General features: G+C 28.4%; 24 protein-coding genes and 1 other RNA gene. All 25 read left to right on the plus strand.

The window, feature by feature from the left end; all coding sequences use genetic code 11:
- Position 1 precedes the first annotated feature (1 nt).
- The 25 genes from ACZ5CK_RS03305 to cas5b all read left to right on the plus strand — a co-directional run bounded on the left by ACZ5CK_RS03305 (position 2) and on the right by cas5b (position 25,797).
- Positions 2–2,206 (plus strand): methyl-accepting chemotaxis protein, encoded by a 2,205-nt coding sequence (locus tag ACZ5CK_RS03305; RefSeq protein WP_464582484.1) that lies wholly within the window; start codon positions 2–4, stop codon positions 2,204–2,206.
- Positions 2,207–2,295: 89 nt separating this feature from the next.
- Positions 2,296–3,585, plus strand: coding sequence for an amidohydrolase (locus ACZ5CK_RS03310; protein WP_464582485.1), 1,290 nt, complete (start codon positions 2,296–2,298; stop codon positions 3,583–3,585).
- A 3-nt stretch (positions 3,586–3,588) separates the two neighbouring features.
- Positions 3,589–4,500, plus strand: coding sequence for a tRNA modification radical SAM protein MnmL/YtqA (mnmL, locus tag ACZ5CK_RS03315; RefSeq protein ID WP_464582486.1), 912 nt, complete (start codon positions 3,589–3,591; stop codon positions 4,498–4,500).
- Positions 4,501–4,503: 3 nt separating this feature from the next.
- Positions 4,504–4,829, plus strand: an RNA gene (gene rnpB / locus ACZ5CK_RS03320) — RNase P RNA component class A.
- Between the two features lie 108 nt (positions 4,830–4,937).
- Entirely contained in the window at positions 4,938–6,098 is a 1,161-nt protein-coding gene (locus ACZ5CK_RS03325; protein ID WP_464582487.1) for a hypothetical protein, read from the plus strand.
- A 50-nt stretch (positions 6,099–6,148) separates the two neighbouring features.
- Positions 6,149–6,928 (plus strand): hypothetical protein, encoded by a 780-nt coding sequence (locus ACZ5CK_RS03330; RefSeq protein ID WP_464582488.1) that lies wholly within the window; start codon positions 6,149–6,151, stop codon positions 6,926–6,928.
- A 21-nt stretch (positions 6,929–6,949) separates the two neighbouring features.
- On the plus strand, positions 6,950–8,134 hold the full coding sequence (locus tag ACZ5CK_RS03335) for a class I SAM-dependent rRNA methyltransferase (protein WP_464582489.1): 1,185 nt from the start codon (positions 6,950–6,952) through the stop codon (positions 8,132–8,134).
- Between the two features lie 180 nt (positions 8,135–8,314).
- Positions 8,315–8,968: a CoA transferase subunit A gene (locus ACZ5CK_RS03340; RefSeq protein WP_464582490.1), complete on the plus strand. Its 654-nt coding sequence runs from the start codon at positions 8,315–8,317 to the stop codon at positions 8,966–8,968.
- Complete coding sequence (locus ACZ5CK_RS03345) at positions 8,968–9,618, plus strand: 3-oxoacid CoA-transferase subunit B (protein ID WP_464582491.1); 651 nt, start codon at positions 8,968–8,970, stop codon at positions 9,616–9,618. Before ACZ5CK_RS03340 ends, ACZ5CK_RS03345 begins: the two co-directional genes overlap by 1 nt.
- Positions 9,619–9,630: 12 nt before the next feature.
- Positions 9,631–10,026, plus strand: a complete 396-nt coding sequence (gene kal, locus ACZ5CK_RS03350; protein WP_464582492.1) for a 3-aminobutyryl-CoA ammonia lyase — start codon at positions 9,631–9,633, stop codon at positions 10,024–10,026.
- Entirely contained in the window at positions 10,026–10,844 is an 819-nt protein-coding gene (gene kce, locus ACZ5CK_RS03355) for a 3-keto-5-aminohexanoate cleavage enzyme (RefSeq protein ID WP_464582493.1), read from the plus strand. The genes kal and kce overlap by 1 nt, the downstream gene beginning before the upstream one ends.
- A 13-nt stretch (positions 10,845–10,857) precedes the next feature.
- Positions 10,858–11,892 (plus strand): L-erythro-3,5-diaminohexanoate dehydrogenase, encoded by a 1,035-nt coding sequence (kdd, locus tag ACZ5CK_RS03360; RefSeq protein WP_464582494.1) that lies wholly within the window; start codon positions 10,858–10,860, stop codon positions 11,890–11,892.
- A 19-nt stretch (positions 11,893–11,911) separates the two neighbouring features.
- A complete protein-coding gene (gene kamA, locus ACZ5CK_RS03365) occupies positions 11,912–13,204 on the plus strand; it encodes a lysine 2,3-aminomutase (protein ID WP_464582495.1) in 1,293 nt (430 codons plus the stop codon).
- The gene (locus ACZ5CK_RS03370; protein WP_464582496.1) at positions 13,201–13,611 is read left to right on the plus strand and encodes a MaoC family dehydratase; all 411 of its coding nucleotides are present in this window, start codon (positions 13,201–13,203) and stop codon (positions 13,609–13,611) included. The genes kamA and ACZ5CK_RS03370 overlap by 4 nt, the downstream gene beginning before the upstream one ends.
- 3 nt (positions 13,612–13,614) lie before the next feature.
- Positions 13,615–14,598, plus strand: a complete 984-nt coding sequence (kamB, locus tag ACZ5CK_RS03375; protein ID WP_464582497.1) for a lysine 5,6-aminomutase reactivase subunit KamB — start codon at positions 13,615–13,617, stop codon at positions 14,596–14,598.
- Positions 14,586–15,935: a lysine 5,6-aminomutase reactivase ATPase KamC gene (kamC, locus tag ACZ5CK_RS03380; protein ID WP_464582498.1), complete on the plus strand. Its 1,350-nt coding sequence runs from the start codon at positions 14,586–14,588 to the stop codon at positions 15,933–15,935. The genes kamB and kamC overlap by 13 nt, the downstream gene beginning before the upstream one ends.
- A complete protein-coding gene (gene kamD, locus ACZ5CK_RS03385) occupies positions 15,928–17,484 on the plus strand; it encodes a lysine 5,6-aminomutase subunit alpha (protein ID WP_464582499.1) in 1,557 nt (518 codons plus the stop codon). The genes kamC and kamD overlap by 8 nt, the downstream gene beginning before the upstream one ends.
- The gene (gene kamE, locus ACZ5CK_RS03390; RefSeq protein ID WP_464582500.1) at positions 17,481–18,293 is read left to right on the plus strand and encodes a lysine 5,6-aminomutase subunit beta; all 813 of its coding nucleotides are present in this window, start codon (positions 17,481–17,483) and stop codon (positions 18,291–18,293) included. The genes kamD and kamE overlap by 4 nt, the downstream gene beginning before the upstream one ends.
- Positions 18,293–19,030, plus strand: a complete 738-nt coding sequence (gene fabG / locus ACZ5CK_RS03395) for a 3-oxoacyl-[acyl-carrier-protein] reductase (protein ID WP_464582501.1) — start codon at positions 18,293–18,295, stop codon at positions 19,028–19,030. Before kamE ends, fabG begins: the two co-directional genes overlap by 1 nt.
- A gap of 409 nt (positions 19,031–19,439) precedes the next feature.
- Positions 19,440–20,645, plus strand: a complete 1,206-nt coding sequence (locus tag ACZ5CK_RS03400) for an acetyl-CoA C-acetyltransferase (RefSeq protein ID WP_464582502.1) — start codon at positions 19,440–19,442, stop codon at positions 20,643–20,645.
- 200 nt (positions 20,646–20,845) lie between these two features.
- Positions 20,846–21,382: a DUF996 domain-containing protein gene (locus tag ACZ5CK_RS03405; RefSeq protein WP_464582503.1), complete on the plus strand. Its 537-nt coding sequence runs from the start codon at positions 20,846–20,848 to the stop codon at positions 21,380–21,382.
- Positions 21,383–21,732: 350 nt separating this feature from the next.
- Positions 21,733–22,437, plus strand: coding sequence for a CRISPR-associated endoribonuclease Cas6 (gene cas6 / locus ACZ5CK_RS03410; RefSeq protein WP_464582504.1), 705 nt, complete (start codon positions 21,733–21,735; stop codon positions 22,435–22,437).
- A 10-nt stretch (positions 22,438–22,447) separates the two neighbouring features.
- Positions 22,448–24,202, plus strand: a complete 1,755-nt coding sequence (gene cas8a1, locus ACZ5CK_RS03415) for a type I-B CRISPR-associated protein Cas8b1/Cst1 (RefSeq protein ID WP_464582505.1) — start codon at positions 22,448–22,450, stop codon at positions 24,200–24,202.
- On the plus strand, positions 24,195–25,067 hold the full coding sequence (gene cas7i / locus ACZ5CK_RS03420) for a type I-B CRISPR-associated protein Cas7/Cst2/DevR (protein ID WP_464582506.1): 873 nt from the start codon (positions 24,195–24,197) through the stop codon (positions 25,065–25,067). The genes cas8a1 and cas7i overlap by 8 nt, the downstream gene beginning before the upstream one ends.
- Positions 25,054–25,797 (plus strand): type I-B CRISPR-associated protein Cas5b, encoded by a 744-nt coding sequence (cas5b, locus tag ACZ5CK_RS03425; RefSeq protein ID WP_464582507.1) that lies wholly within the window; start codon positions 25,054–25,056, stop codon positions 25,795–25,797. The genes cas7i and cas5b overlap by 14 nt, the downstream gene beginning before the upstream one ends.
- Positions 25,798–25,803 lie beyond the last annotated feature (6 nt).

Raw genomic sequence — 25,803 nt, forward strand, 5'->3', positions numbered from 1 at the left:
TATGAAAATAAATGGAAAAATTCTAACTTTGGTATTTGTATTGCTATTTGCATCTTTTACCCTTTTTTTCTTAATTAGCGTTAAAAATTCACAATCGTCACTTCAAGAGAGTTTTGCAAATAAATTAATTGTAGCGAGAGATTCAAGAAAAGTTTTTTTAGAAAAAACATTTTCTGATGTGGAAAAAGATATAAAATATTTTTCTGAATTACCTGTTATAGTTGAATATTTAAATGGATTATATGGGGAAGAAGATTTTTCAAAAAGTTTGGGTAGTTTCGATAAATATTTAAAATATTTGAAAGAAGTATATCATGATAATAATCCATATAAAAATAGAGAAAAGCTGGATAATATTTTTTATGATGATAATTTTGATCAAAGCAAAGTTGATTCAGATGCATTGGATGAATTATATCAATATAACTCTATACATGAAAAATTAAATTCATTAATGAGGAAATTACTTTTAACTAAACCTATATATTATGATATCTTTTATATAACTTCTGATGGATATATAATATATTCTACTAAAAAAAATAAAGATTTTGCTACTAATATAGAAACAGGAGAATTTAAAGATACAAGTTTAGGAGATTTATACAAGACTTTAAAAGGAAAAAATGATGATAACGTGCATTTTTCGGACATAAAATATTACACAGCTGGCGATGAAGAGAATGGATTTTTTGCAGGAAAACGTGTAATATATGATGATCAAAATATTGGATATTTAGTAGTTCATATTTTAAATAAAGCTTATGAAAATATTCTCCAGGACAAAAGTGGAATGGGAGAAACAGGGATAACATATATAGTAGGACAGGATAAAATAATGAGAAGTAATTTACCGGGAAAAGAAACAATACTAAAACAAAAAGTAGATACAGATTACATAAAAAAAGCATTAAATGGAGAAACGGGATGGGAAATATCAAAAAATTTTAAAGGAGAAGAAGTATTAGCAGCATATACACCATTCAAATACAAAGAAATAAATTGGGCATTTATATCTGAAGTATCGACAAAAGAAGCATTCAGAGCATCGGAAAAAATAAAAAATATACTGATGATAACAACAGTATTGGTATTAATAATATCCATAATAATATCATTATTCTTCTCAAGAAAAATATCAAAACCGTTAATAGAACTAAGTAAAAAAGTAGACAAATTTGCAACAGGAGATTTCACAATAAAATTTGAATCAAAAGGGAAAGATGAAACAGCAATGATAGCAAACTCATTACAAAACATGGCAAATCAATTAAGTGAAACAATAAAATGGCTATTAGAAGCGGGTAAAAAAATAGAAGAATCATCAGAAATATTAACAGAAGTATCAGAAAAAACCATATCAGCAAATGAAGAAGTATTAGGAAAAACAAAAATGATAGAAGAAAATGCAGAAAATGCAGCAGCAACAACAGAAGAACTCACATCTGGAGTAAATGAAGTATCAACAGCAGCACAAAACGTATCAAGTACAGCGGTAGAAATAGCGGAAGAAGTAAATGAAACAACACAATTAACAGAAGAAGGAGAAAAATCAATAACAGAAATAACAAAAATAATAGACAGTGCAGTAGAAAAATCAAAAGAAACAGAAAAAACAGTAGAAGTATTAGCAGAAAAAGCAAACAACATAGGAGAAATAGTAGACACCATAACAAACATAACAGAACAAACAAATTTATTAGCATTAAATGCAGCAATAGAAGCAGCAAGAGCAGGAGAAGCAGGAAAAGGATTTGCAGTAGTAGCAGATGAAATAAGGAAATTAGCAGAAGAAAGTAAAAAAGCAACAGAAGAAATAGCCCAAATCCTAACAGAAATAAAAGAAGGAGCGCAAAATGCAAACAAAGCAACAGAAGACACAGTAAAAGTAATAAATGAAGTAGAAAACAATGCAGATGAAATAAAAGAAAAGTTCCAACAAATATTAGAAAGAGTAGAGAACATAAATCAAAGGATAGAAGGATTAACAGCAAGTGCAGAAGAACAAAGTGCATCAACAGAAGAAATGGCAGCAGCAAGTGACAAAACAGCACAAATGATATTAGAAATATCAAATGAAATAACAGAAATAACAGAAGAAATCGAAGAAGAAAGTAAAGAAATAGAAAATGTAAATATCAAAGCAGAAGAATTAGAAAAATTAGTGGATCAATTAAATAATAAGCTTAATCAATTTAAAATATAACAGATATAATAAAATCCCCTTTGGGGGATTTTATTATATCATCAAAAAAAATTAAAATAAAGGTGCTATAATAATTCAGAGGTGATTGTATGAAAAAAATTTTAAAAAACGCTTATGTATTGATGAGTGCTGATGCTGATATAAAAAAAATGGATATATTAATTGACGATGATATAATAGTAGAGTTATCAGATCAAATGTATATTGAAGATAAAGAAAAAATAGAAGATAAATATGAAATATATGATTTTACAAATAAATTAATTATACCAGGATTTATAAATACACATACTCATCTTGCAATGTCTTTGTTTAGAGGAATAGGTGATGATTTAACATTACAAAATTGGTTATTTAATGAAATGTTTCCTAGAGAAGATTTATTAAATGATGATTTAACGTATTATGGTTCTTTAGTTTCTATTTTAGAGATGTTATCCAAAGGAATAACCACTGTAGTAGATATGTATCTTTTTATGGAAGGAACTGCTAGAGCTGTTAAGGATACAGGAATAAGAGCTTTTTTAACAAGAGGATTAGGATATGATAATGATGATGGTTGGAAAAGACGAATTGATGAAACAATTTATTTATTTGAAAATTATCATAATAAATATAATATTAAAGTGGGATTTGGACCACATGCTCCATATACATGTCCCATGAATAAACTTGAAGAAATTTCAGAATTAGCAAAAAAATACAATACATTTACTACAATACATTTGTATGAATCAGTTAATGAAAGAGAAATGTATTCAATACAGGAAATTGAAAAGACGGGATTATTTAAGAATAATGTTATAGCGGCTCATTGTGTTCATGTTGATGAGGAAGATATCAAAATTATTGCAAAAAATGAAGTAACAGTAGCGCATAATCCTTCTAGTAATCTAAAATTAGGAAATGGAATTGCACCTATTTTAAAAATGTTGGAACATGAAGTTAATATAACTTTGGGTACAGATGGTGCGGCAAGTAATAATACATTAAATCTTTGGGAAGAAATGAGATTAGCTTCATTATTGCAAAAATCCAATGGTCCAGAAAAGTTTAAAACAGAAGAAGCACTTAGAATGGTTTGGGAAAATGGTGGTTATGCATTAAATGAAAAAATTGGGAGAATTGAAGAAGAGTATAAAGCAGATTTAGCAATAATAGATTTGAATAATTTTGAATTTTATCCAATAGACTTAAACAGATTGAAATCACATTTAGTGTATTCTCCTATAAATAAAGTATATGCAACAATGATAAATGGAGAATGGGTATATTATGATGGTGAATATCCTAAGCTAAAAGAATCTGATTACTCCGGAAAATTCCATAAATTATATTTTGACTTAGAAAAAAAATTTAAAAAAAGCAAAGGAGAATAAATAGTGTTATATAACAAATTAAGTGATTATCTAAAAGGTAAATATGGGGAAAGGGTTCAACGTTTACCTATAAATGCAGGCTTTACATGTCCTAATAAAACAGGATTAAGAGGAACTGGAGGATGTATATATTGTGAAGAAAGTGGGAGTGGTTTTGCAGCATTATCACCAAAAACTCCAATAGCTGATCAATTAAAATTTATGATAGAAAGATATAAAGGAAAAGCTAACAAGTTTATGGCATATTTTCAATCAAATACAAATACATATGCACCCACTCATGTATTAAAAAAAATATATGATTCAGCATTGATAGATGATAGAATTATAATATTAGATATATCCACAAGGCCTGATTGTGTAGAAGATGAAAAATTAGATTTAATTGCATCATATAAAGAAAAATTAGATGTATATTTAGAATTTGGCCTTCAAAGTGTTAATTACAATACATTGAAAATACTCAATAGAGGTCATACATTGGCAGAATTTATAGACGCTGTAAATAGGGCAAAGCAAAGAAATATAGAAGTTATTGTTCATATGATAATAGATTTACCTTGGGATAATGAAGAAGATATAATAGAAGGTGCAAAAATATTATCTGCCTTAAATGTGGATGGAGTAAAATTGCATTCTTTATATATTACAGAAAATACAGTGTTAGGTCAAATGTATAAAAATGGTGAGATAAAACCTCTATCTTTAAAAGAATTTATAAATAGAAATATATTATTCTTAGAATATCTTGATCCAAAAGTAGTAATACATAGGCTTGCGGCTGATCCTCCTAAAGAAGGAGTATTGCATGGGAATTGGGGTATGTCAAAAATTAAAATAATTAATATACTCGAGAAAGAAATGAAAAATAGAAATACATACCAAGGTAGATTGTTTAATTATTTAAATAGATAATTGAAAGTGGGGCGATCGGTCGCGTGGCGAAATACAATTCGTCATGAGGAAAGTCCGGACTCTAAGGGCAAGGTGCCGGTTAACTGCCGGGAGGAGAAATCCTCGGAGTAGGGCCATAGAAATGAAAACCGCCATAATGGCAAGGGTGGAACGGTGAGGTAAAAGCTCACCAGCATCAGGGTAACCTGATGGCTTGGTAACCCCCACCTTGAGCAAGATCAAATAGGAAGGGCAAGCTTGTCCCGGCATGCTTATTAGCCCCTTCCAGGTAGACCGCTTAGATAAATGACCGATTAACACAGAATCCGGCTTATAGCCCCACTTTTTTCTAAAAAAATATTTGTTTTATTTGCAAAAAAGATGTATAATAGTATAAAAAGTATTTAAATTAATATTAACTAAGAAGCATAATATTTTATGAAAGTGGAGGGGATATTATGAAACGTGTTTTTGTGTTGTTATTGGTAACGACTCTTGTTGTATTGGCTTTTCCACAGATTGAAGTATTATCACAATGGAATAAAGATCTAAATCCTGCTCTTGTTTCTTGGTCTGCGAGAAATTTTGTTGAATTAAATGGGGGATTATCTTCAAGGTTAATTCAAGAAAGTTTGACAGATTTTACTGAAATTGCTGATTTAAACTTATTAGGTAATGAAGGTAATTATTATGATTTAAGTTCATCGAATGTTTTAGGGAGAAATGTATCCTTTGAAAGTTTTGGTAAAATAAAATTAGGGACATTTGTTTTAGCGCCTGAATTTAAAATAACAAACATTGATATGCATAATAAGAATACTTTAAATTTTATTAATTCATTATGGATAGATAGTGGACTACACATTGGATTAAGAGGTAAAGATTTTTCATTTGGTGGGACGATAAAAAGTCATTTACCTATATACGATGTTAGAAGATCTAATAATGATTATACTTTGATAACAGCATTTCCAGATGAAACTTCTAATCTTCCATATACATACTCTTTGTTTTATGATGGACCAACACAAATATTTAATGAACTTGATACTTTAATGGATAAGATGATGAATAACGGAATTATTACATTAGATGTAGGATTTGTTGCTGGTAATAATTATCCTGCAATAGGATTTGGTGTAAAAGATATTCCTATTGCAAGTGGTGTGGGTATATATAAATATAATACATTTGCGCATGTCAATTTTAGTTCGGAAGCATTAGAATTTTCTGAGTTTGATATTGTAAATAAATCCGATGAAGTGATCTGGTCTAAATTTAAGCCTTGGAAAATGACATTTTTTATAACTTTACCAATATTATTAGATTTTGTTCCATCAATAGAATATGCTCCAGATACAGAAGATTTTATATGGGGAGTAGCAGCTGGAAAAAGAATATTATGGGGTGCATTACCTTTCTGGGCTGAAATAAAAAATTACAATATTAATGCAGATACAGGAGATTCATATAATTATTGGACTTTTAATAGTGGAATAGGATTAAATATTTATTTAGCTGAAGTGCATGTTTCATTAACTACTCAAGCCCCAACAACTGATGAATTATTTGATGGGCGAAATACAACGATTAGAGCAAATATGTCTATAGGATTTTAATATTTAAGAACCAGACTTAGTTCTGGTTCTTTTATTAGGAAGGTGGAAAAATGGTAAAAAGAATAATTATAATTGTTTTTTTTATTTCAATAATATTGACTTCTTGTATGAATTTTAATATTTTTGATAGGCATAGAGATGAAGTCTCTCAAGAATATGATCCAACTATTACATTGTTTAATATTAATTATAATGATTTGAATTTAGATATAAGATATCAACCTCCAGAATATGATTTATTGGAATCTGATGATAAATATATGTTTTTTGCATGTATAGGATTTAATACAAAATATATAGATAAAAATAAAATGAAAGTAGAATTATATATTGATAATAATGAAGATGGGATAGCAGAGGCTAAATTAATTGATATGCCATTATCTTGGTATGATGAGGAAACAACATATTTTGAATATAGAAAATATTTAAAAGATTCTGAAGTAACAAATTATGAAAATAAGACATTTGAAATAAAATATATAGATGGAAAAATTTCAGGTAATTATATATATACAATAGGAAGTCATTTTGTTGAAAAACCAAATATATATTTAAATAAAAGTGTTGTTCATAATGAAGAATATAACTTAATAATAGATAATTTAAATAATAATTATCATATTTATATATCTGAATTGGAACAAAAGCCTGGTGATTATGTTAATTTTAAGCCAATAAATAATTGGGGGTATCATAGCAATTCAGTAAGTTTAAAATTAAAAAAGAATGATAAAATAAGTATGAATTATTGGTATGATATATTTATATATGGAAAATATCATGTGGGATATTACACTGTAAAAAAAATTGAAAATAGAGTTCAATAATAAATACAGAGGAGAGATGAGATGGCGAATATATATTTAAAAAAAGATATAAAATCAAGAGTTTTAAACGGTCATAGTTGGATATATGAAAATGAAATAGATAAAATAATTGGTGAATATGAAAATGGAAATATAGTCGATGTTTTTTATAATAAAAAATTTATAGGAAGAGGATATATTAATGATAATTCAAAAATAAGGGTTAGATTATTGACAAAAAAACATGAAACCATAGATTATGGATGGATAAAAAATAAAATTAAGAACGCATATGAATATAGAAAATTATTATTTAATAATAATGAGAAATCATTTAGACTTATTTTTGGAGAAGGAGATTATTTTCCGGGACTGGTAATAGATAAATTCGAAAATTTTTTTGTAGTTCAAATAAATACTCTTGGGATATATAAACTAAAAAAGCAAATAATAGATGTATTAATAGAATTATTTAATCCTGAAGGTATATTTGAAAAAGATGATGATAAAAATGCAAAAATAGAAGGTTTTGATTATACAGAAGGATGGGTATATAAAAAAGGACCAGAATTAATACCGTTTGAAATAAATGGAATAAAATTTTTTGCAGATACAAAAGGTCAAAAAACAGGTTTTTTCTTAGACCAAAGATACAATGCTTTGAAAGTCAAATTGTTGGCAAAAGATAAAAAAGTATTGGATGGGTTTGCATATACAGGTAATTTTGGTGTTCATGCTTTGTTGGGAGAAGCAAAGTACGTAACATTTTTAGATTATTCAGAAAGAGCATTATATGTTTTAGAACAAACGCTAAAGGCTAATAATATTTCAAAGGATAAATATGAATTATTTGAAACAAATACCTTTGATCAGCTGAGAAAGTTTGATGATGCAAACATCTATTTTGATTTTGTAATAATAGATCCGCCGTCATTAGCAAAATCCAGGAGTTCTGTAAAGAATGCTATTAGAGGTTATAAAGAATTAAATCTTAGAGCTATGAGGATAACGAAAAATAAAGGATTATTTGCGACAGCTTCGTGTACTCAATTAGTATACGATGAAGAATTTAAAAGAATAGTATTTGATGCAGCTAAAGACAATAAAGTTTTCTTAAAACAAATTTTTAGAGGGTCACAATCTCCCGATCATCCGATATTATATAATATATTAGAAACAGAGTATCTTAAATTCTATTTATTTGAAATAGAAAGCTATAAAGGATAAGAGCCGTAAGGCTCTTTTTTTATTATTATTGTATATATGAAAAAAATTTCATTATTTAAGTTTAAAAGGTAATTAATACTTTTAAATCAGATTAACGACAATTCTTACGATTTTTTTTCTAATGTAAAAATTGATAAAATTTTCGTGAAATAAATTTCATAGGAGTTAAGGGGTGATTAAATGAAGATAGTAAAAGCCGAAGAGGCTATTTCTTTTGTTAACAACGGTGATAGCATTATGATAGGGGGCTTTTTGACAGTAGGTACGCCGGAAACATTGATTGATGAGATAATTAAACAAAACAAAAAGGATTTAATCATTATTTGTAATGATACTTCTTTTGAAGATAAAGGAATTGGGAGGTTAATATATCATAAACTTGCAAAAAAAGTAATAACTTCCCATATTGGTACAAATAAAGAAACACAAAGGCAATATATAGAAAAAGAATTAGAAGTGGAATTAGTTCCTCAAGGAACATTAATTGAACAAATAAGGGCTGGTGGTGTTGGATTAGGTGGTATATTAACCCCTACAGGAATAGGCACAGTTGTTGAAGATGGAAAACAAGTTATAGAAATTGATGGTAAAAAATATATACTTGAAAAAGCTATTAGAGGAAAGGTGGCATTAGTTAAAGCAAAAAGAGCAGATCATATTGGGAATCTCCAATTTGCATATACAGCAAGCAACTTTAATCCTATAATTGCAATGGCTGCTGATTTGGTAATTGTTGAAGTAGATGAATTAGTGCCAACGGGTTCAATACCACCAGAACAGGTGCAATTCCCAGGAGCACTTGTTGATTATGTGGTTGTAAGGGGGAGAGAATAATGACTGCAAAAGAAAGAATTGCTAAAAGAGTTGCAAAAGAGTTCAAGCCAGGAAACATTGTAAATTTAGGAATTGGACTTCCAACATTAGTTGCTAATTATGTGCCGAAAGAAATGAATATATTTTTTCATGGTGAAAATGGTGTTTTAGGTATTGGATCTGAAGTGCCAGAAGAATTATCCAATCCAGATTTAACAAATGCAGGAGGAAAATTTATTGAAACTGTACCAGGTGCTATGACATTTGATACAGCATTTTCATTTGCTTTAATAAGGGGAGGTCATCTTGATTATACAGTATTGGGAGGTCTTCAAGTTGATGAAGAAGGTCATTTAGCTAACTGGATGGTTCCTGGAAAATTAATTCCTGGAATGGGTGGAGCAATGGATTTGGTAACTGGTGCTAAAAAAGTAATAGTTGCTATGACGCATACAACCAAAGGAAAACCTAAAATAGTGAAAAAATGCAATTTGCCTTTAACTTCTTCAAGAAGAATAGATTTAATAGTTACAGAGTTCGCAGTTATTGAGCCTACTGACGAAGGATTATTATTAAAAGAAATATCACCAGATATAACATTAGATGAATTAAAAGAAATAACAGATGCAGAATTAATAATTCCAGAAAATTTGAAAACAATGGAAATTTAAGGGGGAAAAAATATGGGTGAAAAAGTTATGATAAGGGTAAGAATGAGTTTGCATGATGCTCATTATGGTGGAAATCTTGTAGACGGAGCAAAAATTTTACAACTATTTGGTGATGTAGCAACAGAATTATTGATCAGACATGATGGTGATGAAGGGTTATTTAAAGCATATGATGACATAGAATTTATAGCACCAGTATATGCTGGTGATTATATAGAAGCTACAGGTGAAATTGTAAAAGTGGGAAATACATCAAGAAAAATGGTATTTGAAGCAAGAAAAGTAATAGCTCCAAGACCTGATATATCAGATTCTGCAGCAGATTATTTAGAAGAACCAATAGTTGTATGTAGAGCAAGTGGAACATGTGTTGTTCCAAAAGATAAACAAAGGAAGGGAAAAAAATAATGGAAAAATTAATTATCACAGTTGCATTAACTGGTGCAGAAGTAACAAGGGAACAACAACCAAATCTGCCAATTACACCTGATGAAATAGCAGAAGCTGCATATGAATGTTATCTTGCAGGAGCATCTATTGCTCATGTTCATGCAAGAGATAAAGAAGGGAACCCAACACAATCATATGAAGTGTATAAAGAAATAAAAGAAAAAATAGAAGCTAAATGCAATATGATATTTCAACCATCAACTGGCGGAGCAGTATATCACACCTTTGAACAAAGAAAGCAACCATTGGAATTGAATCCAGAAATGGCAACATTATCAGCGGGTACTACTAATTTCGGTAGTGATATATTTGTAAATTCAGAAGAGTATATAGAAAAGTTTGCAAAAGAGATGAAAGAAAGAGGAATAAAGCCGGAAATAGAGGTATTTGAAAGAGGTCATATTGCAAACGCATTAAGATTGGTAAAGAAAGATTTATTGGATACACCAATACATTTCGATTTTGTTATGGGGGTACCTGGTGCAATTCCTGGCGGAATAGATGATTTGTTATATTTAGTAAATCATATACCCCAAGGTAGCACATGGACTGTAGCAGGAATAGGAAGATATGAATTACCATTAGCAGTACATGCAATATTAATGGGTGGTCATGTAAGAGTTGGATTCGAGGATAACATATATTATAAAAAAGGAGAATTGGCCAAATCAAATGCACAACTTGTTGAGAGAATAGTAAGAATAGCAAAAGAATTGGGTAGAGAAGTAGCAACTCCAGATGAAGCAAGAGAAATATTAAACATAAAAAAGAAATAATGGAGGGAAAAAAATGAAAAAAGGTTGTCCATTTGGAACACATAGGGTAATAGAACCAAAAGGATTATTACCTCAAGCAGCAAAAAAAATTGATAATACAATGGAGATATATTCAAATGAATTGCTAATTGATGTAATAACTTTAAATATTGATTCAGCAAGTTTTACTCAAATCAAAGAAGCGTGCAATAAAGATGTAAAAAAGATGGAAAAAGTGATTCTTGATATAGTAAATGAAAGGGGTAAGATGCAAAATCCTGTAACTGGATCTGGAGGAATGCTTATAGGTACAGTAAAAGAAATAGGTCCAGATTTTCCAGATAAAACATTAAAAGTTGGAGATAAGATTGCTACATTAGTATCCTTATCTTTAACACCATTAAAAATAGAAAAAATAAAAAAGATTAATATTGAAAATGATCAGGTTGATATAGATGGTCAGGCAATATTATTTGAAACAGGTATATATGCAAAATTACCAGAAGATATACCTGAAAAATTGGCATTAGCTGCTCTTGATGTAGCGGGTGCTCCAGCTCAAGTAAATAAATTAGTAAAAGAAGGAGATACAGTTTGTATTATTGGTGGTGGAGGAAAATCAGGAGTATTATGTTCATACCAGGCGATGAAAAATGCTGGAGATAAAGGTAAAGTTATAGTTGTAGAATATTCAGAAGCTAATGCAAAAAGAATTAAAGAAATGAAATTAGCTCATGAGGTAATTATAGCAGATGCTACCAAACCAGTTGATATATATCATAAAGTATTGGAAGTTACTAATGGTAAATATTGTGATGTAACAATTAATAATGTAAATGTTCCAAATACTGAAATGTCATCTATATTAATAACCAGAGATGAAGGAACAGTATACTTCTTCTCAATGGCAACATCATTTACAAAGGCAGCCTTAGGTGCAGAAGGTGTTGGTAAAGATATTAATATGATGATTGGAAATGGATATACAAAAGGTCATGCTGATTTAACTCTTCAAATATTGAGAGATTCAAAAGAAATAAGAGAATTATTTGAAAAATTATATATATAATCAGGGGGGACAAAAAAGGATGAAAAAAAGAAGACATTATACAGAAATACCATTATGGAAAGATGTAACAGAAGAACAATGGAACGATTGGCATTGGCAAATGAGAAATAGAATTACAGATGTAGACACATTAAAACAGGTAATAAATTTAACTCCAGAAGAAGAAGAGGGAGTTAGAAATGCATTAAAAACATTAAGAATGGCAATTACACCATATTATGCATCATTAATGGATCCTGATGATCCAAAATGTCCAATAAGAAGACAAGCTGTTCCTACAGCTAAAGAATTAGTAAAAAGTGTTTGGGATATGGTCGATCCATTACATGAAGATGAAGATTCACCTGCTCCGGGTTTAACTCATAGATACCCTGATAGAGTTTTATTCTTAATAACAGATATGTGCTCGATGTATTGTAGACATTGTACAAGAAGAAGATTTGCTGGTCAAACTGATGCTCATAAAAGTATGGATGATATAAATGCTGCACTGGAATATATTAGAAACACACCTCAAGTTAGAGATGTCTTATTATCCGGTGGAGATGCATTAATGGTTGGTATTCCAATGCTTGAATATATAATTAAAGAATTAAGAAAGATTCCACATGTTGAAATTATTAGAATTGGTACAAGAACACCTGTAGTATTTCCACAGATAATAACAGATGAATTAGTAAATATGTTGAAAAAATATCACCCAATTTGGTTAAATACACATTTTAATCATCCAAAAGAAATTACACCAGAATCAGCAGAAGCATGTAGGAAATTAGCAGATGCTGGTATTCCACTTGGTAATCAAACAGTATTATTAAGAGGTGTAAACGACAGCAAATATATTATGATGGAATTAATGCATCAATTAGTAAAAATAAGAGTAAGACCATATTATATCTATCAATGTGACCTGTCTCAAGGTATAGATCACTTTAGAACATCAGTATCAAAAGGTTTAGAAATAATGGAATCATTAATTGGGCACACATCAGGTTTTGCAGTTCCATCATTTGTTGTAGATGCACCTGGTGGTGGAGGAAAGATAAGATTAATGCCAAATTATTTACTAGCAAGAAATGATCACACAGTAATACTTAGGAATTATGAAGGGGTAATAACAACATATCATGAACCAGAAGATACAACAACAGATGTAGATGATACAGAATACAGAGAAAAATATAAATGGTATGGTGTAGCAGGTTTATTTGATAGTAAAGATAGAATATCCTTAGAACCTAATCATTTAGAAAGACATGAAAGAGCAAAATTAAGGGAAAAATATCAACATTTAGTGGAGGAGAAAAAATGAGGTATGAAGATATAAAATTGAACCAAACATATGAAGTAAAAAGAAAAATTACAGCACATATGGTAGAAACATTTGCAGAAATAACAGGCGATAAAAATCCTGTTCATTTAGATGAAGAATTTGCATCAAAGACAATATTTAAAAAAAGAATTGCACATGGTATATTGAGTGTTGGTTTAATATCAGCGGTCTTGGGAATGGAATTTCCAGGGCCAGGAACAATATATATGAAACAGGATTCAAAGTTTTTAAAACCTATATATCTTGATGAAGAAATAACAATTAAAATAACAGTAAAAGAAAAAATAGAAGAAAAATCAAGATTAGTATTAACCACTCAAATAATAAAAGAAGATGGAAAATTAGCAGTAGATGGAGAAGCATTAGTATTATTCAAAGGAGAATAAAAAGTGAATTTTGAAAGCATATCTGTAGTAGGTCTTGAAAAAAACACAGGAAAAACAGAAACCTTGAATTACATTATAAAAAAATTAAATAAAAAAATAGGAATAACCTCAATAGGAATAGATGGTGAATCTATAGATCAGGTAACAACAACTCCAAAACCTGAAATAAAAATAAAAGAAGGAACCATATTTGCCACAGCAGAAAAATTTTATAAACAAAAAAAGCTTACAGCAGAAATATTATCTGTAGAAGATTCTTTGAGAACATCTTTAGGTAGAATAGTTATAGCAAAAGCTTTAGATAATGGGAAAGTAATATTAGCAGGACCTCAATCAACAGTTAAAATAAAAGAATTAATAAAAAAGATAAAAAGTTTTGGAACAGAAATAGTATTAATAGACGGGGCTTTATCAAGATTAAGCCCCGCTTCTCCAGTAATAACTGATGCGATGATTTTAGCAACAGGAGCAGCTTTAACAATAAATATCAATGAACTTGTGAAGAAAACAAAACATATAGTGAATTTAATACAATTAAAAGAATGTGAAAATAGTGAAAAACTTTTTAATTTAGAAGATGGAATATACTCTATATCAGAAAATATAGAAAAATTACCTATAAAATCATTATTAACCTTTAAATCTTTGGAAAAACATATATTAGAGTATGGAAAGAAAATATATATAACAGGAGCTTTAACTGAAAGTTTTTTAAAACATTTAACCAAACAAAAAAAGCTGAAAGATGTTGAAATAATAGTAAAAGATTTCACAAAAATTTTTGTGTCTCCAGAAACCTTTAATCTTTATATAAAAAAAGGTGGAACAATAAAAGTTCTAAAAAAGACAAAATTAGTAGCTATAACAATTAATCCATATTCACCTCGCGGATATATGTTGGATTCAGATGAAATGAAAAGGAGATTAAAAGAAGTAATAGATATACCTATACTAAACGTAAGGGAAGATGAATTATGTTTGAAATAAATTATCTTTTAAATAAATTACAAATAATAACACCTTTAGGTCAAAAAAAAGCAAAAAATCTGATTTTCTTTACAGAAGAAAATCGAATCTTTAAAGAGCTCAATAAAATAGAGGAAACAATAGAAGCTATTCAACATCAAAAAGAAAGCATTGAAAAAACAAAGAATAATTTAATGTATATAAAAGATATAACAAATACAATAGAAAAATTAAAAGGAGAATATATACTAGATGATATTGAGCTTTATGAAATAAAATATTTTTCATTATATTATGAAGAGATAAGAAAAATAATACATTTTTCTTATTTAAAACAGCTTTCTTTAGAAAAAGTAATAGAAATACTGGATCCAGATAATAACAAATTACCTACATTCTATATATATGATTCATATTCAGAAGAGTTGGCAAAAATAAGAAAAGAGAAAAAAAGAGTAACAGATGAAAAAAAAGAAGAGTTACTTCTAAAAGAAGCAGAGTTAGAAGAAAAAATTAGAGAAAAACTAACTCAAAAGTTAAAAAAATATATAAATAATCTTGAAGAAGCATTAAAAGATGTAGCAGAATTAGATTTTGTATTGGCAAAGGCAAAACAAGCAATAGAATATGGTTTTACAAAACCTGAATTTTCTGATTACATAAGTTATCATGGATTATTTAATCCTGTAATAAAAGATAGATTAGAAAAAGAAAATAAACAATATCAACCAGTAGATATTGAATTATTTGAAGGTGTTACATTAATTACCGGTGCAAATATGACTGGTAAAACAGTAGTATTAAAAACATTAGCCTTATCACAATACTTATTTCAATATGGTTTTTATGTACCAGCAAAATTTGCAAAATTAAAAGTTCTAAAAAAGATATTCTTAATTTCAGGAGATTATCAATCAACATTAAGTGGATTATCATCATACGCTGCAGAAATGATAAAATTAGATGAAATATTAAAATATCTAAAAGATAATGATAATGCACTAATATTACTTGATGAATTAGCAAGGAATACGAATCCACATGAAGGAAAATTAATAGTAAAAGCTGTAATCACAATGCTTAATGAGTTAAATTCTATTTCTTTAATAACAACACATTTCAATAATGTAGCAGGTGGAAAAATAAGAAAATTAAGAATAAAAGGCATAAAAAAAGAGCGACTAAAAGAGAAAATATCGCCAGAAAATATAACAGAAATTATAGATTATTCATTAATCGAAGATAAAAAAGAAATAGTTCCAGAAGAAGCATTGACAATAGCAAAATTATTAAATATAGATAATAAATTGATAGATACAATAGAAAAGTTAAAAAAGGAGGAAAACTCTAATGAGTAAATTAGGTTTAGATTTTAAAAAAGTTGAATACGCAAGGAGCTTAGCAAAAAAAATAGCTGAAGATGTACAGAATTTTGTAGATAAAAGATCAACAGTCTCTGTTGAAAGAACTATATGTAGATTATTAGGAATTGATGGAATAGATGAAAATGAAGTACCATTACCAAATATAGTAGTTGATCACATAAAAGAAAAAGGATTATTAGAACAAGGAGCAGCATTCCTATTAGGAAATGCAATAATCGAAACAGGATTAACGCCGCAAGAAATTGCGGAAAAAATAGCTAAAGAAGAAATGGATTTATCAAAAATAAAAATCCATTCTATAGAAAAAATTCAAGAAGCATTAACTCCTTTTGTGGATAGTATGATAAAAAGAATTCAGGATAATAGAAGAAAAAGAAATGAATACTTAGAAAAATTAGGTGAAGGGCCACAACCATATTTATATGTAATAGTTGCTACAGGTAATATATATGAAGATGTTATTCAAGCACAAGCTGCTGCAAGGCAGGGTGCAGATATTATAGCTGTTATAAGAACAACAGGACAGAGTTTGTTAGATTACGTTCCATATGGTCCAACCACTGAAGGATTTGGCGGAACAATGGCGACACAAGAAAACTTTAGAATAATGAGAAAAGCATTAGATGAAGTTGGTGAAGAAGTTGGAAGATACATAAGATTGGTAAATTATGCATCAGGGTTATGTATGCCTGAAATATCAGCAATGGGGGCTATGGAAAGACTTGATGTAATGCTTAATGATGCATTGTATGGAATATTATTTAGAGATATAAATATGAAAAGAACAATAATAGACCAATATTTCTCAAGGGTTATAAATGGATTCTCAGGAATTATCATTAATACAGGTGAAGATAATTATTTAACAACAGCAGATGCATATGAAGAAGCACATACAGTTCTTACTTCTGATTTAATAAATGAGCAATTAGCACTAATGGCTGGTATTCCTGAAGAACAAATGGGCTTAGGTCATGCATTTGAAATGAATCCAGATCTTACCAATGGTTTCCTGTATGAATTAGCTCAAGCTCAAATGTTAAGGGAAATATTCCCTAAAGCCCCATTAAAATACATGCCACCTACAAAATATATGACAGGAAATATATTTAAAGGTCATGTTCAGGATGCATTGTTTAATGTAGTGTCTATATGGACACATCAAGGAATACAATTATTGGGTATGCTTACAGAAGCAATACATACTCCGTTTATGTCAGATAGATACTTATCAATAGAAAATGCAAGATATATCTTTAATAATTTAAAAAATATAGGTGACGAAATAGAATTCAAAAAAGATGGAATAATTCAAAAAAGAGCACAACAGGTATTAGATGAATCCATAGAATTATTAGAAAAAATGGTTCATGATGGATTATTTGTATCCTTATCAAAAGGAACATTTGCAAATATAAAAAGACCAATTGATGGTGGAAAAGGATTAGATGGAGTATTTGAAAAAGGTAAAAATTACTTTAATCCATTTATTAAAAAGATGTTGGAGGCTGAAAGACCATGAGTGGAGGATTATATTCAACAGAAAAAAAAGATTTTGATAAGACATTAAATTTAAAAGCTATTAAACCATATGGCGATACAATGAATGATGGGAAAACTCAATTGAGTTTCACATTACCTGTGCCAGATGGTGATGAAGCAATAGAAGCAGCAAAACAATTAATGAAAAAAATGGGATTTGATGAACCGATGGTGGTATATCATAAAGAATTAACGAAAGGTTTTACGTTTATCATAGCATATGGTAGCTGTACGCATACAGTAGATTATACAGCTATTCATGTGCCAAAGGTAGAATCAACAACATGGTCTATGGAAGAAACAGATGAATTTATTAAGAAAAATATTGGAAGAAAAATAAGAGTAATAGGTGCAAGTACAGGTACAGATGCTCATACTGTTGGTATAGATGCTATCATGAACATGAAAGGATATGCAGGACATTATGGACTTGAAAGATATGAAATGTTTGAAACATTAAATATGGGAAGTCAGGTGCCAAATGAAGAATTCGTAGCAAAAGCAATCGAATTTAATGCAGATGCATTGCTTGTTTCACAAACCGTAACTCAAAAAGATATTCATATAAAAAATCTTACAGAATTAGTAGAATTATTAGAAGCAGAAGGTATAAGAGATAAAGTAATATTAATTGCAGGTGGTCCAAGGATCACTCATGAATTAGTAAAAGAATTAGGATACGATGCAGGATTTGGAGCTAATACTTATGCAGATGATGTTGCTTCATATATCGCACAAGAATTATATAAAAGAATGCAAGAAGAAAATAAAACAGGAGGGAAAGAGTAATGAGAATGGAAGGGAAAGTATGTATAGTAACAGGAGGAGCAAGGGGATTAGGAAGAGCGATGGTGGAAAGATTTGCAGAAGAAGGAGCAAAAGTAGTATATGCATGTGATTTAAATGAAGAAGCATTAAAAGAATTAGAAAGTAAATATGAAAATGTAAAAGGATATAAATTAAGTGTAACAGATAGAAAAGCAATAGCAGAGTTTAAAGAAAAAGTAATAGCGGAAGAAGGGAAAGTAGATGTATTAGTAAATAATGCAGGAATAACAAGAGATGCATTAATACAAAAGATGAGTGAAGAAGATTGGGATATGGTAATAGATGTAAATTTAAAAGGAGTATTTAACATGACCCAACAATTTGGACCAGAAATGATGAAAGCAGGGAAAGGATCAATAATAAACATATCATCAGTAGTAGGGATATATGGAAACATAGGACAAACAAATTATGCAGCAACAAAAGGTGGAGTAATAGCAATGACAAAAACATGGGCAAAAGAATTTGCAAGAAAAGGGGCACAAGTAAGAGTAAATGCAATAGCACCAGGATTCATAAAAACACCAATGACAAAAGATTTACCAGAAAAAGTAATAAATATGGTAAAAAGCAAAACAGTATTACAAAGAATGGGAGAACCAGAAGAAATAGCAAACACAGCATTATTCCTAGCAAGTGATGAAAGTAGTTTTATAACAGGGCAAGTAATAAGTGTAGATGGTGGATTAGTACTATAAAAATGGATGTCCAAAAAGATAAAATCACTCAGACAGCTTGATTGCATATCTTTAAAAATAAAGAAAATTATAAAATAAAGTTCTTCACCCAGTGAAAATTCTGAGTCCTCAAAAATTCTCATTTTAGCAGGCCGTATCAGACTCACATCCGTGTTCGGCTTCACTCAATTTTGCATCCGTGCAAAATTGACCTGCTTCATTCGAATTTTTTCGGGAATTTTCAAAGGCTCATCACATTATTTTTACAAATTTTCTTTTATGAAGATCAAACAATCTTCGAGTTTTCATTCGTTTTAATTTTGAATTCCAATAATATATTGAGAACTAGCAGATTTTTCTCGAAAATTTTTAAAACTTCATCTCTTAGGCATTACGTATGAATAAAAGAAGGAAAAAAGGAGGAAAAGAAATGGAAAAAGTATATATAGTAGGAGCCAAAAGGACAGCAATAGGGAGTTTTGGAGGGACCTTAAAAGACAAAAAAGCAGCAGAATTAGGAGCAGAAGCAATAAAAGGGGCATTAGAACAAGCAGGAGTAGCACCAGAACAAGTAGATCACACAGTAGCAGGGAACGTATTAATGGCAGGACAAGGAATGGGACCAGCAAGGCAAGCAGCAATATATGCAGGAATACCAGTAGAAAAACCAGCATATACAGTACATATGGTATGTGGAAGTGGAATGAAAGCAATAATGTTAGCAGCAAATGAAATAAAATTGGGAAATTCAGAAATAGTAGTAGCAGCAGGAATGGAAAGCATGTCAAATGCACCGATGTTGCTACCAGCAAAAGCAAGATTTGGACTAAAGTTTGGAAACATAGAAATGATAGATCACATGGTATATGATGGATTAACAGACGTATTCAATCAATATCACATGGGAGTAACAGCAGAAAACATAGTAGAAAAATATGGATTAACAAGAGAAGAACAAGATGAATTTGCAGCAATAAGTCAGCAAAGAGCAGAAAAAGCGATAAAAGAAGGTAAATTCAAAGACGAAATAGTACCAATAGAAATAAAAACAAGAAAAGAAACAAAAATATTTGACACAGACGAATATCCAAGATTTGGAACAACAAAAGAAACATTAGCAAAACTCAGACCAGCATTCAAAAAAGATGGGACAGTAACAGCAGGGAACTCATCAGGAATAAACGATGGAGCAAGTGCAATGATACTAGCATCAGAAAGTGCAGTAAAAAAATATGGCCTAAAACCATTAGCGGAAATAATAGCCTATGAACAAGGAGGAGTAGATCCAAGCATAATGGGAATGGGACCAGTAGCAGCGATAACAAACTTAGTAGAAAAAAAAGGAATAAAATTAGAACAAATGGAACTAATAGAATTAAACGAAGCATTTGCAGCACAATCGATAGCAGTAATAAAAGAACTCAGTGAAAAATATGGAGTAACAAAAGAATGGTTTATGGAAAGGACAAATGTAAATGGAGGAGCAATAGCGTTAGGACATCCAATAGGAGCATCAGGAAACAGAATAACAGTAACATTATTATATGAAATGAAAAAGAGGAATTTAGAATATGGATTAGCATCATTATGTATTGGTGGAGGTATGGGTACCGCTATTGTTATTAAAAATATTTAATACACAAAATTTAAAAATTAGAAAAAATTAGAAATATTCCAGAACTCTTTAAGGGTTCTGGAATATTTTTATAAAATAATTTTTTCACAAGTATTGAAATTTCATAAAAAATATGATATCATATGATATGTTATTTGTATCTTTATTTATAATAAAATTTAATTAATAATGTTAATTTTAATAATATAGGAGGGATGGGTATGAATTTAAAAAACGCAAAAATAATGGCAGGTATAGGAGTAGTTCTTGGTATGACGGGATATTTTGGAATTGTTGGGGTAATACTTCTATTAATTGGAGTTTATAGGATTAGTGAGAAAGTAAATGATAAAAGAATATTTAATTATATATTATGGCCTGAAATAATTGGTTATGTCTTATTTGCAGGTGCTTTATTATCAAAAGCTATATATCTTTCACGAACGGTTACAGATTATGATTTTTCATATGGAATAAGTGGATTTTCTTCGTTTTTAATTATCTTATCTATTATAGCTATAATGATAACTCCTGTGATTTACGAAATAAAAGCATATAGATTATTAGGTGATTATTTTGGTAATGATTATTTTTATAAAGCGGCAAAATTCCTAAAATGGGGTTTAATTCTTTCAATAGTTTTGGTTGGCTTTTTATTGATATTTATAGCTGATATTTTTAAGATTATAGGTTATTTTACCTTACCAGACGAATATAAATTAGTAAAAGAAGGAGAAGAAGAATGGAGAGTTAAATAATTATAAAATAATGTGTTTTTACTATTATTGAAATATATGAAGTGTTTATTATTATATAGTTTTTATATTATCAGTTAATGTTAAAAAAATAAAAAATAACTTGACAAATTAAAAATTTTTTATTATAATAGAAATAGGAATTTTAATGGGGGATGGTTATGTTTTATTATATTATAAAACTAAAAGCACAAACCAATAAAAATTTAATATTATTAAAAATAGACAACGAGGCCTAAAAGGGTCTCGTTGTTTTTATTAATTAATATATCGAGTGATATATTAATTTTCAATATTGGAGATAAAATTTTTTCATTAGAATTATAATCCATACAGAGATACGAGGTGAAATTATGAGATTAAAATTAGTATTTCGTTTAAAATCTAAGGAAATACCAAAAGACTATAGACGTATATTTATGAGTTTTATAAAAAAATCATTGGAAAGTTATGATGAAAATGTATTTGGAGAATACTTTAGAAATAAAGATCCTATATTAAAGGATTATACATTTTCGGTGTATTTTGGGAAATGTAGTTTTGAAGAAAATATAAAAATTGAAAATGAAAATATATCAATGTTTTTATCAACCTCATCCTATAAAACAGGAATACATTTTTACAATGCTTTTATTAATATGAAATACAAAGAATTTCCGATAAAAAATAATGTTTTGAAATTAAATAACATTATTAAATTACCAGAAAAAAATGTATATAAAAATGAAATAATAATAAAGACATTATCTCCAATAATTATTAGAGAACACAATAAAGAAGAAGATAGATATTATTATTTTGATGAGGAAAATGCTATAGATATACTAAAAAATAACATTAAATATCAATATAACAAATTGTTCAAAAGTGAAAATGGAGAATTAGATATTAAAGTATTAGATTTTAAAAAAACAACAATATTAAATTATAATAAAAAAATCAAAAGTAATTTAGGTATTTTGAAAATACAAGGAGATAAAAAAATATTAGACTTTGTATATAAATCGGGGATTGGTAGTAAAAGAAGTTCTGGGTTTGGAATGGTAGATATAATTTAGGGGTGATAAAATGGATAAATTGAAAGAAGATTATATAACTTTGAGATTATCAGATTGGTTATATAATGCCGGAATAGTAGGACTGATTAATATATTAGGTGAAGATAATGTTAGGTATAGAACATATGAGAAAAATCTAGATATGGAATATGATGAAATAGAAATCAAAATTGAAGCTTTTGAAAACTTTGAAGAAAAATATTTTGATTATTTTATTAATACATATAAAAATTTGAATTGGCATCAATTGGTTTCATATAAAGAAATTATAGAAAAAAAAGAAAATCAAAAAAATTTTTCAAAAGAAGATATAGATGAAATAAATGCTATAATTAAATCTTTTAAAGATACCCTAAAAAAACCAAGTTTTAAAAGTGCATACGATTTAATATACCAAGAATTAAATACTTTAAATATTTTAGAGGAAATTAATAAATTTAAAAAAATAAGTAAATCATCTAAGGTTGAAGTAATAAAGAACAATTTATTGATATTAAAAAAAATAATTGAATTTTTAGAACATCCTATAGTGAAAAAATATATAGGTGCAAAAAATTCAATATTTACAATAGTAAAAAAGGCGTTGGATGGGGTTAGTTTTTTGAATCGACAAAGACAGGATAAAAACATGTATGATGAATATAAAAATTATTTTTTAGAACCATTCTTAGAGTATGTAAAATTAGAAAATGATGAAATAAAAAAATATAAATATACATGTTTTTCTTGTAATAGACCAATGAAAAAACTGGAAACAAATATGTCTTTTTTAAAAAATATTGGCTTTGATGATGCGAGAAAACCGTCTAATGTATGGAATTTTATTAATGATACATATATATGCCCGATTTGTAAATTGGTTTATTCATGTATTCCAGCAGGATTTACTTATGTGTATGATAAAGGGCTTTTTGTTAATTTGAATCATTCAGTTGAAGATATCTATAACATAAACAAAAGAATAATGATGGAAACCTACAATGATTCAATTAAGGAATATGATAAATATATGTTTTCATATAAAACATTATTAAGTAGTATATATGAGAACTTAAATAAAACAACAAAATATGAATATTCTGATATTCAAATAGTTAAATTGGTAGTTAAGTTGGTGGATAAGTTGAAAAATAAAAAATATAAATATTATTTTAACATATTATCGAAAAAGATATTATCAGCATTAAAAAAATCATCAAAAATATTGAATGAATTGATAAATAATTATTACTATCCAACAAAAAAGGGGGATTATAAAAAGGAGGATTATAAAGATAAAGTAATGTTGTATGAGGAGGTTATTTTTAGAATAACAAATAATATAGAATTATATGATCTAATAAATGATCTTCTAAGAATAAAACTTTCTGATAAAACAAATGGATATTATTCAATAAGAACTATAAATAACCTAATTAAAATAAATTTAAATTATTTAAGCGAGGTGAAAGATATGAAGGATTTTAATGAAAGTGAAGTTAAACAAGCGAATTATTATGGATATTTAATGAGACAGTTCTATTTATCCAAAGGAAGTGAACACAAACTTTCAGGTATATCATACAAGTTGTTAAATGCATTAAAAGTAAATAATAAAGATAGCTTTATGGATACATTATTGAATTGTTATTTATATGTTGATAAGCCAGTTCCAAAAATAATTATAGAAGCCTTAGATAATAACGACATTTTCAAAAGTGTAGGATATGCCTATATAGCTGGATTATTTGGAGAATATAAGAAAGGGGATGAAAATAATGGATAAAAAAGGATTAACATTAACAATAATTTTTGAAGCTGAAAGTGCCAATTTTGGCGAAGGATTAGGTAATGTTACAACATTAAAAAAGTTATCAAGGGATGGCAAACAACAGACTTATATATCCAGGCAAGCAATTAGATATAATATCGTTAATCAATTGGGATATGAGTTAGCTCCAGTAAAATCTGAAGGAAGTGGAGATAAAAAGGTTATACAATTTCATCCTGATGCAACAATAGATAAATATCCTGAAATAGACTTTTTTGGATATATGAAAACGAAAAAAGGAGAAGGAAGTTTAACTAGAGATGCAAAAGTCAGAATATCACATGCTATATCTTTGGAAGATTTTAAAGGAGATCTTGATTTTTTAACAAATAAAGGACTAGCTGATAGATTAAATGAAAATATGAATATAGCTCAATCAGAAATACATAGATCATATTACAGATATACGATAAATATAGATTTAGATGAAATAGGTGTTGATAAAAATGAAGATATTGAAATACCTAATGAAGAAAAATCTAAAAGAGTTCAAAAGTTATTAGATACTATAGCCTTTTTATATAGGGATATTAAAGGAAGAAGAGAAGATTTAAAACCATTATTCGCAATTGGAGGAGTTTATGATATTAAAAATCCATTCTTTCAAAATCTGGTTGAAGTAGAAAATAATAAAATTAAGGTTGAACCATTGTTATCGATATTGGAATATCAAAAGGTAAAAGAAAATACAGTATGTGGGATTATTGATGGAAAATTTGACAATGAGAATGAAATTAAAGAAAAACTTAATGCTGTTTCCATTCCAAAATTATTTGAAAAATTAAAAGAGAAGGTAAGGGAGTATTATGAAGGCAATTAAGATAAAAATAGAACAAGAAACTGCTAATTACAGGATTCCTACAAGTTTTGGGTTGAGGGAAACATATCCTCTCCCACCTTATTCTACTGTAATAGGTATGATTCATAAACTATGTGATTTTAAAGGATATAAAGAAATGCAAGTAAGTATTGCAGGTAAATATTATTCAAAAGTTAATGATTTATATACTAGATATGAATTTAAACCTGAAATGAAATTTGAAAAAGGAAGACATCAATTGATGGTGAAAGGATATGGAATAACTCAAGGAATAGGTACAACAGAAATGCTTATAGATGTCAAGTTAATGATACACATAGTACCAGAGGATGAGAATTTGATTGAATTAATAGAAAAATCATTAAAGTATCCAAGAGAATATCCTTCTTTAGGAAGAAGAGAGGATATTGCTATTATTAGAGAAGTTAAAGTTGTCGAATATGAAGAAAGAGAATTAGATAAAGATATTTATACAGATTTTTCCTATTATATACCAATAAAAAAATATAAAAATATAGAATTTCAAAATTATACAGAAGGAGTAAAATATGTAGGAACAAAATATATCCTAAATAAAAACTATATTTTAGAGAATATAGGAAATAATAAAAATAAGAAATTCATAAGAAAGTGGAATAAAGTAGAGGTATTATATGCATCAGGTCCCATTTTTTATACAGATGAAAAATATATTGTAGATGAAGAAGGAGACGTATTATTATTAACTTGAGGTGAA

It is taken from the genome of Marinitoga okinawensis, from assembly GCF_055387075.1.